Genomic DNA, 15,466 nt, shown 5'->3' with positions numbered 1-15,466 from the left:
ACTGCAAACAGTCTAGTTAACTATTCATCAGCAGCGGCTTTTTTATCGTCTTGCTGATAGACCAATAGAGGCTCTGAATCGCCGTTGACCATCGACTCATCAATGACAACTTTCGCCACGTTTTCGGCTGATGGAATATCGTACATGGTATCCAGTAACACATTCTCAAGAATCGAACGCAAACCACGAGCACCGGTCTTACGATCCATGGCTTTGGCAGCAATTGCACGAAGTGCATCTTCTCGAAAATCAAGCTCAACACCTTCCATATCAAATAGACGAGCATATTGCTTGGTTAATGCATTTTTTGGTTCTGTCAGAATATTGATTAAAGCATCCTGGTCAAGCTCTTCAAGCGTCGCAACAACGGGTAAACGACCGACAAATTCTGGAATCAGGCCGTAACGCACTAAATCTTCGGTTTCAAGATCCACGAGAACATCACCAAAGGCTTTATCTTCTTCTTTGCTCTTGATTTCAGCGCCAAAGCCGATGCCGCCTTTTTCACTTCGATCACGGATCACCTTGTCTAAGCCGGCAAAAGCGCCACCACAGATAAAGAGGATATTCGAGGTGTCGACTTGTAAAAACTCTTGTTGTGGGTGCTTACGTCCACCTTGCGGCGGAATTGATGCCACTGTTCCCTCAATCAACTTAAGCAAAGCCTGCTGTACGCCTTCACCAGAAACATCACGGGTAATCGATGGGTTATCGGATTTGCGTGAGATCTTGTCAATTTCATCGACGTAGATAATGCCTCGCTGTGCCTTTTCAACATCATAATCACAGTTCTGCAGTAACTTTTGAATGATGTTTTCAACGTCTTCGCCAACATAGCCAGCCTCAGTCAGCGTCGTTGCATCGGCAATCGTAAACGGCACGTCTAATAATCTAGCTAAGGTTTGTGCCAATAGCGTTTTACCTGAGCCGGTAGGTCCAACCAGCAAGATATTACTTTTACCCAGTTCAATCTCTTCCTTAGAAGCTTGATTGTTCAGGCGTTTGTAATGGTTATAAACAGCAACAGCTAGCACTTTCTTGGCTCGATATTGGCCAATCACATAGTCGTCAAGGGTTTTACTAATTTCTTGAGGTGTCGGTAAACGATCAATGTTTTCACCCGTTTGTGCCTCTTGAATCTCTTCACGGATAATATCGTTACATAAGTCAACGCACTCATCGCAAATGAAAACTGATGGTCCGGCGATGAGTTTTTTCACCTCATTTTGACTTTTACCGCAAAAAGAGCAGTAGAGAAGTTTTCCGTTTTCACCATCTTTTGTCGTATCGTCGCTCATAATTTCTCTCTGTTAAATGAAGATGCCAAGTATGTGTTATGCCTGTGGGCGCTTATTCAACACATCGTCAACGAGGCCATAAGCCTTAGATGCCTCAGCACTCATAAAATTATCTCGATCGGTATCATTGTGAATGGTATCCATCGATTGACCGGTGTGATCTGCTAGGATTTGATTCAATTTTTCTCGGATTAACAGGATTTCTTGCGCCTGAATTTGAATATCAGAGGATTGACCTTGAGCACCACCTAAGGGCTGATGAATCATCGTGCGTGCATTGGGTAAGCAATAACGCTTACCGGCCGCGCCAGCAGCTAATAATACAGCGCCCATTGACGCAGCTTGACCTAGACAGATAGTGCTGACATCAGGCTTTATGAACTGCATAGTGTCATAAATCGAGAGTCCCGCGGTAACAGAGCCGCCGGGTGAATTAATGTATAAATGGATATCTTTGTCAGGGTTTTCAGATTCTAAAAATAGCAGCTGAGCCACAATCAAATTGGCCATTTGATCTTCAACTTGACCGACACAGAAAATTACCCGCTCCTTAAGTAAGCGAGAATAAATATCAAAAGAACGCTCGCCACGACCGGTTTGCTCAATCACCATGGGCACCAAGCCTAAGTTGTTGATATCTGAGCGAGTGGGGTCAAATGAACTCATAAAAATATTTCCTGTGTATGCTGCAAATGTATGTCGTTTATACTCAAAAAAAAGCCTAGCAGATTAGATAATTGATATCCAAAAGCCTTAAACAAAAAACGGCCACACTTGAGTGTAGCCGTTTTCTAATTCGGATTGAAAGCTTTTAAATCGATAAAGCGAGAGTTTGTGTATTTTTTGACCCACACTTTAAACCGATATAGGCTCAAAGCTTATTCACACATTCACTTATTTTATTGAAAGCTAGCAGCACCTCGGAAGGCAACCAGTCATCGAGTTACATACCCGGTTGTTGTTGCTGAAGTTTCATCAGCTCTTCATAGCTTAAGGCTTCATCAGAAACATCAGCGTCTGCCATCAAGGCTTCAACAACCATATCTTCAAGCACCAAAGCTTTGACCTGCTGCAATTGCTGCTCATTATTGTAGTAGTAATCAATAACTTCATCGGCAGCCTCATAGGCTGAAGCAATTTCCTCGATCGTTTCACGCACTTTGTCATCATCGGCCGACAAATCTTTATCTTCGATGGCTTTTGACAAAATCAGGCCTAGGCTAACGCGACGTTGAGCTTGGTCTTGAAACAACTCCGCAGGGAGTAAGTTTTCATCAAGATTCATTTGCTGAGCCTGTCCACCAAACTGTTGCATCATCTGTTGACGCATAGCAGAGATTTCTTGATCAATGAGTGCCGAAGGCACTTGAACATCGTTATTTTTTTCAAGCATCGCATCCATAACTTGGGTTTTGACGCGATTTTTCAACGCTTGCTTAAGCTCGCGCGACATATTCTTCTCAACTTCAACCTTGAGCGCCTCTTCACCACCCTCTTCAACGCCGAACTTTTTCATAAATTCTTCATCAATTTCAGGAAGTTGCTGCGCCTTTACAGAATTGACCTTAACCTTGAATACAACCGCCTGCCCTTTTAGCTCCTCTGCATGATAGTCTTCAGGGAAAGTCAGATCTAAAGACTTTTCATCGCCCGCTTGCGCGGCTAATAAGCCATCTTCAAAACCAGGTATCATTTGGCCAGAGCCCAGTACCAAATCGGTACCCTGCGCAGTACCGCCTTCAAAAGGCTCGCCATCTTTCAAGCCTTCAAAGTCAATGTTTACCTGATCACCAGTTTCGGCAGCCTTTTCNACTTCTTCAAAGCTTGCCTGCTGCTTACGCAAGGTTTGGATCATATCATCCACATCTTGAGCAGTGATTTCAGTAACGGGTTGCTTTATTTCAACACCACTTAAGCTACCTAAAGTAAACTCGGGGTAAACTTCAAAACTGGCAGTAAAAATAAAGTCTTTTTTAGGGTCGTTTTGAGTTGGCTCTACTTGTGGCTGACCGGCTGGCTTTAGGTTCTCTTGCGTCACCGCTTCACCAAAAGATTGCGACATCATTTCACCCAACACTTCTTGGCGGATACCGGCGCCATATTGCTGCTTAACTACGCGAAATGGTACTTTGCCTTTACGAAAGCCGTTTAAGTTAACCTGAGGCGCAACCTGCTTCACTCTGGCATCAACCGCTTGGTTAATTTTATCTGCCTCAATGGTTATGGTCAGACGGCGTTCTAGATTTGATGTGGTTTCAACCGAAACTTGCATCACAAACCTCTTCTCTATCAGTAATTCATGGTTTCGACAGACGAACTTGTAAAGCGTCTGCATTTAAAAACGTCATATAAACACGCAACGATTGGCAGCAAAAAGTGCTGTTAGGAGAAATGCTTTGAAGAACGGTGCAGATAGTAAACGTAAGAAATGCTAAACCGAGATGATTAACATCATTCGTTTTAATTAATGGTGCGAGAGGAGAGACTCGAACTCTCACGCCTTGCGACACTGGAACCTAAATCCAGCGCGTCTACCAATTCCGCCACTCTCGCAAAGACTGGGCCCTGCCCAATCGAGGTGCGCATTATGCTAATCAGGGCTTACCTTGGCAAGCCCTATTTCACTTTTTTTACAGATTTTTTATGATTCGCTCAAATTCTATTCAAACCCGCTCAATCACCGTCGCAACGCCCTGTCCAAGGCCAATACACATGGTGGCCAGACCCCATTGTTTATCATGTGTTTCCAGTTGATTGATCAAGGTTGCAACAATCCGAGAACCGCTACAACCAAGCGGGTGACCCAGAGCTATTGCGCCACCTGCAAGGTTCACTTTATCGTCAAGCTGAGACTCGATACCCCATTCTTTTACTACCGTGAGCGCCTGTGCGGCAAAGGCCTCGTTAAGCTCAATCATCTCCATGTCTGCAATTGACATATTTAAACGCGCTAATGCTTTAGCACTTGCAGGTACAGGGCCAATACCCATCACAGATGGGTCAACGCCAGCTACAGCCGTTGAACGAACCACCGCGCGCGGCGTCAGGCCCAAAGATTTCGCCTTGGCATATGACATGACTAACAAGGCTGATGCACCATCAGTGATTTGCGAAGAATTACCCGCTGTTACACTGCCATGCTTAGGATCAAAAGCTGGTTTCAAGCTGCTTAGCGATGCTGGGCTAGTTTCAGGACGAATGGTGGTATCCTCCTCAACTAACACGGCGTTGCCATCGTCATCATGGCCTTCAATGGCGGCAATTTCTTTAGCAAAAAAACCATTTTGCTGAGCCTCGAAGGCTTTTAGGTGTGAACGTGTGGCAAATTCGTCTTGCGCTTCGCGAGAAATACCGTGAATCATCGCTAACGCTTCAGCAGTGAGACCCATCATGGCTGAAGCTTTGGCGACATATTTTGATGCCGCTGGATTAAAGTTGGCGCCTTTCATCATCGGCACATGCCCCATATGCTCAACACCACCCGCAATGAACACATCACCGAAACCAGTTTGCACACTCATTACAGCCGTATGTAAGGCCGACATCGAAGAGCCACATAGGCGATTTATGGTCTGCGCACCTACCGAATGGGGTAATTGCGTCATCACTGACATATTGCGCGCAATATTATGCCCCTGCTCCTCAGTTTGATTGACACAACCCCACAACACATCCTCTACCTCGCCAGGCCCCATGGCAGGGTTTCTGTCCAGTAAGGCATCGACTAAATGTGCCGATAGAGTTTCCGCACGAACATGACGAAATGAGCCATTTTTAGAACGCGCCATCGGTGTACGGATAGCGTCAACAATTACTACATCATTATCAAGTAAAGACATTCTTTTCACTCCAGACCGTTACGCGTAAAAGCTTTGATTATTGGCGACTTTATCGAGCAAAAGCGCAGGCGGTTGATAAAGCTCGCCTAAGTGAGCATACTTTTTAGCAGCCTCGACAATATTTTGCAGACCAACATTCTCCATATACGCGATCGGTCCACCGCGGAAAAGAGGGAAGCCTAAACCCATTAACAAGCCGATATCAGCATCTACCGCTTCGGCCACAATATTTTCATCTAAGCAACGTACAACCTCAAAACACATCGGCAGCATTAAACGCTCAATAATAGTTTCATCATCAAAATTGGCACTGCCTTTTACAGCAGGGGCAATGATTTGGCCGACACTTTCATCAAGCTGCTTTTGTTGCTTACCTTTTCGATCTAGCACATATTTGTAAAAACCGAGGTCGTTTTTCTGACCCAGACGATTTTGCGCATGCAATAGGTCCACTGGAGAATTGCCATCGAACAGCATCCGCGTAGGAAAGCCCTCTGCCATCACAGCCGCTGCATGGCAGGCTGTATCAATACCGACAACATCAACCAAGTAAGCAGGACCCATTGGCCAACCAAACTTCTCCATCACCTTGTCAACCGCAACAAAATCAGCACCCTCGGTAATCAGAATATTGAAGCCTGCGAGATAAGGAAAGAGTACACGGTTGACGTAAAAACCAGGGCAATCATTCACTACAATTGGTGTTTTACCCATGTCTTTGGCCAGTTTGACCGTTTTTGCCACAGCAGCATCTGAGGTCTGACTGCCGCGAATCACTTCTACCAAAGGCATTCTATGTACCGGGTTAAAAAAGTGCATACCGAGGAAGTTTTCAGGCGCATCCAGTGCTGCAGCCATTTTGTCAATCGATATGGTTGAAGTATTGGATGCGATGACGGTTCCTGGACGAGTATTGGCTTGAACCTCCTGTAACACCGCATGTTTGACCTTGAGATTCTCAACCACGGCTTCAACCGCAATATCAACACTATCGAAGTCAGCATAATGCAGACTCGGAGTAATCGCACTCAGCGTTTCAGCCATGGCTTCTGCTGACATACGGCCACGAGATACGCGCTTAGCTAGCAGCTTACTCGCCTCTTCCATGCCTTGGTCAAGTCCTGCTTGGGCAATATCTTTCATCACCACTGACTTACCTTTATAGGCGGATTGATAAGCAATACCACCACCCATAATCCCGGCGCCCACCACGGCCACTTTATCTAAACCTGCAACCCCCTCAGTGAGGTCGTTGGCGCGCTTAGACAAAGCCTGTTCGTTGAGGAATAAGGCAACTAAGTTACGTGACACCTCTGTTTTGGCCAGTCGGGCAAAGAATTTAGCTTCTATCTGAATTGCAGCGTCAATGGCAAGCGCACAACTTTGCTCAATCGATTTCACAGCCGTTAGTGGCGCTGGCATATGTGGGCCAGCTTGCGATGCAACCAAGCCTTTAGCGGTTGTAAATGCCATGATACGTTCCATATCGTTAAGCATTACAGGCTCACGCTTTTCTGCTTTACGGGCCTTGAAATCCAGTTTATCTGTGTTTGCTTGCGCAATCAGTTTTAGCGCAGATGCCTCTAACTGCTCGCTAGCGACGACAGCATCAACTGCACCTGCAGTGAGTGCGGCGGCCGCCTTATTTTCTTTACCGGTGGCAATCCACTCAACGGCATTATCAATGCCAATCAATCTTGGCAAGCGAATAGTGCCGCCAAAGCCTGGATTGATGCCCAACTTAACTTCTGGAAGACCAATTCGTGCTGCCGGGCTGGCGACACGAAAGTCACAGGCGAGTGCCATTTCAAAACCGCCGCCAAGACAAATACCATCGATTAGGGCAACGGTTGCGAACGGCAGTGCTTCAAAGTCAGCAAAAACGCCATTGAAATCGACGACAGCCGCATGAATATCTTCTTCGCTGTGAGAAAATAAAGCCGAAAATTCTTTGATATCAGCGCCTACGATGAATGCAGGCTTAGCACTTTTGACCAATAAACCAGCCACACCCTCGGTTTGTTGTAAAATGCTAACTGCCTGACGCAGTTCTTCAGTGGTTTGTAAGTCAAATTTATTGACCGACTCTTGCCCGTCGAAGGTTAAATGAACAATACCTTCAGGGTCTTTTTCAAGTTGGATACTATTGCCGTTTAAAAGCATCACTCGCCTCTATTTTTAATTTTTTTAATCACGTTACCGATCAAAGTAACGCATTCAGTGTTACATAGCTGCGCAATAATTCCCAGAAAAAAGTAAAGATATTTACCATAAGCTATTAATTTTTAAGGGATTTATTGCAAAAACTACAACGCACTTGCAAAAACTATCAAGCCTTGAGCTTCATTAATACAGATAAACGAGGCGCTCAACGCATTACCATCCAAAGCATAGCAAGGACTGACAAAAGCGCTAAACGTGGAAGAAAGAAATGTGCAGAATCTCAGCCAGTCAAGCAGGCAGGATCAAAGACAAAGTGGCCATCTAGCCAGCTAAGAATATCTTGTTGGAAAAAATCCAGCCACGTGGTAAGTAGCGGATTATCACTGTGTTGCTGCTTCACAATTGGCAGCAATTTGCTCAAGCTATCAGAACAGTGTTGTTTTTCCGCCGCGCTAAGCTGACTCAATCCTTGCTCTGTAAACACATCGATAAAGCTATCCAACCATGCGGCCAAGCGCTGATCAATAAGTGCTAAGACGGCGCGTTTTGAGCTAATGACTTGGCCACCGCATGCAACACCCACACTTACGACAAGCTGCAGCATAGCAATCGAAAACGCATTAGCGGGATTCAGCCAAACACCGGAAACAAAATCCGTTGGCAATTGTGACAGCTGAAATCTATCTTGCCACGGCAAAAAATCTGCCGTCTTCTTACCGTCATGCACACCGCTATTATCCCAGACCGTGACTTTACGCTGCAGCTGATCAGCAATGGGCTTGATCGATAAAGCCGGATATTGTTGACTGATTACCTTATCGCCAGTCCAAAATACATCAACCTCGTCTGGCAAATTATGCCCAAGCGTTAACCAGTAATGCTCAGGTCTTGCGCCAAATAGCTCCTCCAAAATAGGGTCAAAACTGTAGTAGCTGGGGCAAAGAACGATCGGCAAATTGAGCTGGCTGGCTATAAAATCACAAATAGCGACCTGTACCGCGGCAGAGTCAGCTTGACTGGCCGGCATATCATCAAAGAACAAGCCTATTCCATCGATATTTAGGCGCTTAAACTGCTCACATCGTTTCATCAATGCAGCCTCAGCAGCCTGCCGCTGCTGATGCCAAAGCTCATAAATACCTAACGGTGAAAAGCCAATATAAAACTCAATGTTATGCCGCTTTGCATCTTGAATCAGCTGATCTAATTGACGAAATTGCTGCTGACTCCAGTCTGATTGCCACTGTGCTCGCAAGCTTGCTTCAGACTTTGGTGCATAACAGTAGCGTTTATAAGGGTTATTAAGCTTGCCGCCATGAACGGCTAAAAAATCATTGAGGTCGGAGCCCAGTAGCTGCAGCAGCCATTGGCGCTGTTTGAAAGACCAAGCTTTGCCATAAAAGCCCTCTAAGATGCAGGCTTGCATAGCTATCGATGATAGTTATGTGCAACAAAAGGCGCAGTTGCGACACGCATTGGTATGAGTTTTTTTCGTACTTTGGCAAACACACAGGCACCCGGCGCGGCATAATCAGCATCCACATAAGCCATCGCTATAGGCTGCTGTAAGCTCGGAGAAAAACCGCCGCTGACAACCTCACCAATTGACGCTTGATCATTTATCCCCGCCTGTTCAGATAAATATAACGGCGCACCCTCTCGCACCGGCGCACGTCCATCTGCGATCAAGGCCACGCGAACTTTATCAACACCTTTCTGCAGCTGCGCCAAAACTGTCTCGGCACCAATAAAGCCACCCGCATTGGCCGCCCCTTCGCGACGCTGTTTCGCAATCGCCCAGTTTAAGCCGGCTTGGATTGGCGAGATCGATTCACTCAATTCATGCCCATATAGACATAGGCCTGCTTCTAGCCGCAGCGAATCTCGGGCGCCCAAGCCAACTGGCTGCACCGCATCATGGGCAGCAAGACACTCTGCGAGTTTAACCGCAATATTATTAGGCATGGATAACTCGAATCCATCTTCACCGGTGTAACCTGAGCGGGTGGCATAGCAACGCATACCCTGAATTTCCACCCATGCGCCATCTAAAAATACCATGCTGCTGATATCAGCGCCCAAATCAGCTAATACTGACGCCGCTTGAGGACCCTGCAGCGCTAGCAGCGCATGGTCATCTAATTCTGTCATTAGCACTGAATCTGGCAGATGCGCCGCTAAAAAAGCAATATCTTTGGCCTTACAAGCCGCATTGACAATGAGCAGTACGTCATAATCACGACGCACAATCATTAAATCATCAACAACACCGCCATGATCATTTAACAACAGGCTGTAAACCTGTCGACCAACAGCCAAATCTGACAGTTGACAGGGAAAAATTGTTTCAAGCGTGGATAACATTTGCTCAAAACTCGCGGATTGCGGGGTTAGTGAAATTTGACCCATGTGCGAAACATCAAACAGGCCAGCTTTTGCACGGGTGTGTAAATGCTCTTGCATCACCCCTAAGGGGTAACTGACAGGCATTTGATAACCTGCAAATGTCACCATTTTTGCCTGCTGTGCTACATGCCAGTCATGTAGCGCCGTATGTTTGCTCATGCAGAATCCTTAATACCTGAAATAAGCTGTGCTTTAGCAAACAGCCGGAAAAAATTATCGGTAGTTTTTAGCGCCAAGTCCTCTGCTGACAGTTTTTTCAAACCGGCAACATAATCCAGTACCTGACGGGTGTGTTTAGGGTAATTTGCCTTACCTCGAAAAGGGACTGGGGTAAGATAAGGCGAGTCGGTCTCTACTAATAGTCGATCCGTGGGTACATATTTAGCAACATCTTTAAGTTCTTGCGCGTTCTTAAAGGTCACAATGCCAGAGAAGGAAATATAGTAACCTAAGTCGAGAGCTGATCTTGCCATCGCCAAGTCTTCTGTAAAGCAGTGCAAAACGCCGCTAGAGTTCTGGCAGCCATGCTCAGCAATAATTGCCAAGGTATCGGCTTTCGCTTCTCGCGTATGCACGATAACCGGTAACTGCATTGATTTGGCAACGCTAAGATGTGAGGCAAAACTTTGCTGCTGCTGAAGTTTCGACTCATCACTATAGTAGTAATCTAAGCCAGTCTCACCTATCGCCACCACTTTATCGTGATCGGCTAATTGCTTAAGAGTGTCTGCGGCAATCACGTCATCTCTCACATCACAGGGGTGAATACCGACCGAGGCAAAGACTTGCGAATATTGACTGGCTATCTGTTTGACCGTCTCAGCATTCGACAAATCAATACCAACACAGAGCATATGCTGCACATCAGCGTCTGAAGCTTCATCAAGCACCGCTTGCAAGGGATCACTGAGGTGTTTGTAAGGTGATAGATCAAGTCTATCTAGATGGCAGTGAGAATCTACAATATGCATTAAGAGGTCTTTTTAACGTATTGAATAAAAAGAAATTAACCACCAGTAACTGGTGGAAAAAAAGCAATCTCGTCAGTCTCACGCAATAGCTGTTGTTGCTGCTGTCCGGCCTCAACAATATTTTGATTAACGCTGACCAAAAGTGTTTTTAGCGGCAAATTGCGAGGCAATACTTGCAATGCGTTGGGCGCAAATCCTAGCGCGTCTGCACTTTCATGCATATAGCTTAACAGCGTAGCTAATGAGGTGATCTGGTTGGCTTTAGCGTCAATCTGAAAATGCCCAATACCTAGCTGCTCTCGCAACTTGGCAAAAAACAACACTTTCATCATAACGAAAAATCTCCAGACTTACCGCCAGTTTTTGTTAATAAACGGGTGTTTTGAATTTGCATGCCTTTTTCAACCGCCTTGCACATATCATATACCGTCAGAGCAGCAATAGAAGCACCGGTAAGGGCCTCCATTTCAACGCCGGTTTGAGCTGATAATTTACAGCTGCAAACAATTTCCAAGACACCCTGCTCTGGCTGCATATCAGGCTTAAATTCTATCGCCACTTTGCTCAACATAAGTGGATGACAAAGCGGTATCAGATCAGCTGTTTTTTTTGCCGCTTGGATCCCTGCGATACGAGCCACAGCCAATACATCACCTTTTTTATGGCTATTATCTAATATCATCTGCAGGGTGCTGGGCTGCATAATCACCGTTGCCTGGGCTGAGGCAGTTCGAAAAGAGGCCGACTTGTCACTGACGTCAACCATACTGGCATGACCCTGCGCATCAATATGAGTCAGAGAATTCTCACTCATAATATTACGCTAAGCTGCCAGCGGCATGTTTAGCGGCAACATAGGCAAACGTCATCGCTGGACCAATTGTCGATCCCGCTGCAGGGTAACTGTCTCCCATCACAGCCGCAGAGACATTACCCGAGGCATATAAATTAGCTATTACTTCGCCCTGCTCATCTAATGCTTGCGCGTTAGCATTAGTCGTTACACCACCCTTGGTGCCAAGATCACCTGGGTAAATCAATACCGCATAAAAAGGCCCTTGATCGTCAAAAGCCAAACAAGGGTTAGGGCTAACGCGGTGATCAGAATAGTAAGTGTCGTTGGGGTTTTCACCTTTGGCAAAATCAGCATCAACGCCGGTTTTGGCAAAACCGCGAAACTTATTCACCTCATCAACCAGTCCAGCCTGGTCGATACCGCATAGATCGGCCAGCTCAGCAACCGAATCTGCTTTCTTCAACCAACCCGAGTCGAGCAAATGCTTAACTGCCGCATCTGGCATGTATTTACCGGGTGGCAGCATCATACCCAGCGGATATTCTTTACGATAGGTACTGTCAAAGACAAAATACGAGGGTACAGAGTCTGTGTGAGCATGCGACTTAAACTGATCTTTGACAAAATCTTCATACGGCTCGGCCTCGTTGCAGAAGCGCCTTCCTGCAGCATTGACAATCATGCCATGTGGCATAGATTTACCCATGATAAATGCTTCGATATTGCCATCAACATCACGCATGGTCGGTGACCACCAGACGTTATTCATCATTGACCATTGTGCACCTGCCTGCTTGGCAATATGTAAACCTTCACCGGTATCGGTTGGGCTTGATGCTGTCCACTTGTATACCTCAGGATGCGGGTGATACTCTTCACGCATGGTTTTATTATGGGCAAAGCCGCCAGAGGCCATTAACACGGCCTTATTGACGCGGATATTCACAGCCTGACCATCACGTTGACATTTTACCCCAATGACTTTTCCATCCTCTACAACCAACTCAGAAAGCTCTGTGTTATGCCAAAGTGGCACTTGATGATCGATCAAACTCTTACGCAGTCGGCCAACCAGGGCACGACCTAGGGTTAACTTAGAATCTGGCAATTTACGTAAACGGCTTGGTAAATCTAACCAGTAGCGGAAAAGGTTTTTGAAAATTATGCGGGGGCCACGGCTATCAAAACTAAAAATAATATGCGCTTCAGCTGCGGTCATGGCAAAAGATTCACGCTCAAACCAATCGGCAATGCGTAATTGTCGGGTAAGCTTAGTACCAAGCTTGTAGGCGGAGAATGGTTTAGGATCCAGTGACCGTGCACCTAATTTAGCGCCTTCAACGTCAGGATAATAATCAGGATATTCTTTGGCTGGGTCGTATTGCACATGGCTATGCTCGCTTAAATACTTNAGCATTTCTGGCGCATGTTTTACATAAGCATCCAATTTATCACGCGGTGCATCTTTCGGGACCACAGCGTCAAGATACGCTTTTGCGTCTTGCTCAGAATCTTCGATGGGCGTTGAATCCATGAGGTGATTATTGGGAATCCAGATAACCCCACCAGAAAGCGAAGTAGTTCCGCCAAATTTATCTGACTTTTCAATCACCAGCGCAGACAGGCCTTCTAACTTTGCCGTCAGCGCACCGGTCATACCTGCGCCACCAGAACCTACGGATAAAAAGTCGACAGTTTCATGCCAAGTCGGGGCTGTTTGTTGAGCACTCATGTTTTATCACTTAAAAATTCAACTTTATTATTTGCTCAAGAAGATATAGAAAGCACAGCAGAAAGTCAGCCAAAATATTCGCTATGAAATATTTTTAATTTATCAGCGACATGATTGTGCAAATTTATACCAATAATAGCGCAAAACAATTCAGCAATACTTACGGCAGAAAAGGCTTTCAGGTATGATAAAAGACTTTTAAATATGAACCGGACCATGTTGTTATCATGAGCAGTGAAACCGTAGAAAACTTAAACGTTGCCTCGCAACAAGTTCTCATCACACCAGAACAGTTAAAGGCAAAAATCCCCCTGTCAGAAAAAGCAGAAGCCGTCATTAGCGAATCACGCCAGGTGATTCAAAATATTTTAGACGGCAAAGATAAACGCGTATTTGCTGTGGTTGGCCCCTGCTCTATTCATGATGTTGATGCTGCTATCGATTACGCTAAACGCCTGAAAACCCTAGCTGATTCGCTAAAAGACGACATCTATATCGTAATGCGGGTATATTTCGAAAAACCTCGCACCACGGTTGGCTGGAAAGGCCTTATCAATGACCCGCACTTGAATAATTCATTTGAGATTGAAGAAGGCTTACATATAGGCCGCCAGCTGCTGCTTGATATTGCAGAACTTGGCCTGCCTACATCGACCGAAGCCTTAGATCCTATTTCGCCTCAATACATGCAAGACCTGATCTCTTGGAACGCAATAGGCGCTCGCACTACAGAATCACAAACGCATCGAGAAATGTCTTCTGGACTATCTGCTCCAGTTGGGTTTAAAAACGGCACTGACGGCGGCTTGACGGTAGCCACTAATGCCTTGCTGTCGGTATCAAATCCGCATAGTTTTCTTGGCATCAACAATCAAGGCCAAGTGTCAGTGATTAAGACAACTGGCAACCAGTATGCACATATTGTCTTACGTGGTGGCTCTAACGGCCCAAATTATGACTCAGTGAACGTTAAGTTNTGCGAACAGGCACTGCAAAAAGCTGGCCTGAGCACCAATATTATGATCGATCTTAGCCATGCCAATTCATCAAAAGATCATAACCGCCAGCCATTAGTTTTGGATGATGTTGCCTCGCAAATTGCCGAGGGCAACACTTCGATTGTTGGACTTATGATTGAGAGCAATATTGGCCCGGGTAATCAAAAAATCAGCGACAATAAAGATGATTTGATTTATGGGGTTTCAGTAACAGACGCCTGTATTGACTGGCCTACTACGGTTAGCTGCTTAAGCGAATTTGCAGCTAAAGTCTCTAACGCACTCAGCAGCCGTGAGCGGGGCTAAAGCCGGCTGATTTGTTCTTGCCATGCCTGCTCCTCTCGCTAAGACTGGAGCATCGCATTAAAGCAGCAATGACTGCAGATAACGCTGCACCGTATTAATAAACAGCTGCGGTTTTTCCGCATGCAACCAATGCCCTGCGTCACTGATTACTTTTAGCTGAAGATCACTAAAACGCTGTTCGAAAGCTGCTGTTGAAGCCTTTTGCACATAGTCAGAGTTCTCACCCTTTATGACCAGTGTAGGCGCCGCAAAGCATTGATGAAGACTTTCATCAAATTGTGGCGCTTTCGCAAGCTCAGGATAGGATTCAGCAATCTCAGCCAGCCCAAACTGCCAGGACCATCGATGATCTGCTTGTCGTTTTAAATTTTTGAGCAAAAACTGTCGCAAACTTAGCTCGCCAACCGCCTCAGCAAGCATGGCATCTGCCTCACGACGCTGACGAATTTGACCCACTAAAAATGCCTGCTCGATTCGCTGCATCGCCTCTATAATCGGCAGATGCAGCGGTGGGTAATCAACTGGGGCAATATCAGCAATAATCAAACCCTGATAATCAAAGGTAGCTCTTGCTGCCATTTGCATGGCCACCTTACCCCCCATACTGTGACCCAAAAGAATGACATGCTCTAAATGCAGATCGTCGATCAAGGCCTCAACCGATTCAGCCATGGCAATATAAGACATGTGATAGCTATGAGGTGATGCACCGTGGTTTATCATATCAGCCAGAATCACATTGATGTCTAGCTGCTGATGCAGAGCCTTGGCGATATTCATTAAATTGCCTGATTCACCAAACAGGCCATGCATCAAAATCAAGCTGGTAGATGATTGTGATGCGCTAGGTAATAGTTGGTAATGCAGCATACGTAGTCTCGAATATTCATCTCAAAAGCAGGGTTTACAGTCATTTACAGTATGCGCTGACAATATCGATACTAGCACTGACTATAA

General features: G+C 45.8%; 13 protein-coding genes and 1 tRNA gene. 1 reads left to right on the top strand and 13 read right to left on the bottom strand.

Features of this window, described 5'->3' with window-relative positions; genetic code table 11:
* Window positions 1-20: 20 nt before the first annotated feature.
* From clpX to HRU21_02680, 12 genes are all read right to left on the bottom strand, one after another.
* Complete coding sequence (gene clpX, locus HRU21_02735; GenBank protein ID NRA41206.1) at window positions 21-1,298, bottom strand: ATP-dependent Clp protease ATP-binding subunit ClpX; 1,278 nt, start codon at window positions 1,296-1,298, stop codon at window positions 21-23.
* Window positions 1,299-1,334: 36 nt separating this feature from the next.
* Complete coding sequence (gene clpP / locus HRU21_02730) at window positions 1,335-1,964, bottom strand: ATP-dependent Clp endopeptidase proteolytic subunit ClpP (protein NRA41205.1); 630 nt, start codon at window positions 1,962-1,964, stop codon at window positions 1,335-1,337.
* A 277-nt stretch (window positions 1,965-2,241) separates the two neighbouring features.
* Window positions 2,242-3,570 (bottom strand): trigger factor, encoded by a 1,329-nt coding sequence (gene tig, locus HRU21_02725; protein NRA41204.1) that lies wholly within the window; start codon window positions 3,568-3,570, stop codon window positions 2,242-2,244.
* A gap of 196 nt (window positions 3,571-3,766) precedes the next feature.
* Window positions 3,767-3,851: transfer RNA gene (locus tag HRU21_02720), tRNA-Leu, on the bottom strand.
* Window positions 3,852-3,961: 110 nt separating this feature from the next.
* Window positions 3,962-5,137, bottom strand: coding sequence for an acetyl-CoA C-acyltransferase FadA (fadA, locus tag HRU21_02715; GenBank protein NRA41203.1), 1,176 nt, complete (start codon window positions 5,135-5,137; stop codon window positions 3,962-3,964).
* Window positions 5,138-5,155: 18 nt separating this feature from the next.
* Entirely contained in the window at window positions 5,156-7,300 is a 2,145-nt protein-coding gene (gene fadB, locus HRU21_02710) for a fatty acid oxidation complex subunit alpha FadB (GenBank protein ID NRA41202.1), read from the bottom strand.
* A 280-nt stretch (window positions 7,301-7,580) separates the two neighbouring features.
* Window positions 7,581-8,726, bottom strand: coding sequence for a beta-N-acetylglucosaminidase domain-containing protein (locus HRU21_02705; GenBank protein NRA41201.1), 1,146 nt, complete (start codon window positions 8,724-8,726; stop codon window positions 7,581-7,583).
* A gap of 2 nt (window positions 8,727-8,728) precedes the next feature.
* A complete protein-coding gene (gene gcvT, locus HRU21_02700; protein NRA41200.1) occupies window positions 8,729-9,865 on the bottom strand; it encodes a glycine cleavage system aminomethyltransferase GcvT in 1,137 nt (378 codons plus the stop codon).
* On the bottom strand, window positions 9,862-10,677 hold the full coding sequence (locus HRU21_02695) for a TatD family hydrolase (protein ID NRA41199.1): 816 nt from the start codon (window positions 10,675-10,677) through the stop codon (window positions 9,862-9,864). The genes gcvT and HRU21_02695 overlap by 4 nt, the downstream gene beginning before the upstream one ends.
* 35 nt (window positions 10,678-10,712) lie before the next feature.
* The gene (locus HRU21_02690) at window positions 10,713-11,009 is read right to left on the bottom strand and encodes a MoaD/ThiS family protein (protein ID NRA41198.1); all 297 of its coding nucleotides are present in this window, start codon (window positions 11,007-11,009) and stop codon (window positions 10,713-10,715) included.
* Complete coding sequence (gene moaC, locus HRU21_02685) at window positions 11,006-11,491, bottom strand: cyclic pyranopterin monophosphate synthase MoaC (protein ID NRA41197.1); 486 nt, start codon at window positions 11,489-11,491, stop codon at window positions 11,006-11,008. Before moaC ends, HRU21_02690 begins: the two co-directional genes overlap by 4 nt.
* Before the next feature lie 4 nt (window positions 11,492-11,495).
* On the bottom strand, window positions 11,496-13,205 hold the full coding sequence (locus tag HRU21_02680; protein ID NRA41196.1) for an FAD-binding protein: 1,710 nt from the start codon (window positions 13,203-13,205) through the stop codon (window positions 11,496-11,498).
* A gap of 227 nt (window positions 13,206-13,432) precedes the next feature.
* Here HRU21_02680 and HRU21_02675 point away from each other — a divergent pair, with 227 nt between their 5' ends.
* Complete coding sequence (locus HRU21_02675; GenBank protein NRA41195.1) at window positions 13,433-14,509, top strand: 3-deoxy-7-phosphoheptulonate synthase; 1,077 nt, start codon at window positions 13,433-13,435, stop codon at window positions 14,507-14,509.
* 57 nt (window positions 14,510-14,566) lie between these two features.
* Here the strand turns inward: HRU21_02675 and HRU21_02670 are convergent, their stop codons facing one another.
* Window positions 14,567-15,379 carry an alpha/beta fold hydrolase gene (locus tag HRU21_02670; protein ID NRA41194.1) on the bottom strand — a complete coding sequence of 271 codons (813 nt, stop codon included), beginning with the start codon at window positions 15,377-15,379 and terminating at the stop codon, window positions 14,567-14,569.
* Window positions 15,380-15,466: the final 87 nt, after the last annotated feature.

It is taken from the genome of Pseudomonadales bacterium (assembly GCA_013215025.1).
Lineage (GTDB): Bacteria > Pseudomonadota > Gammaproteobacteria > Pseudomonadales > DT-91 > DT-91.
Note: the sequence above shows the minus strand (reverse complement) of the source record. Positions and strands in the feature narration are given on the sequence as shown.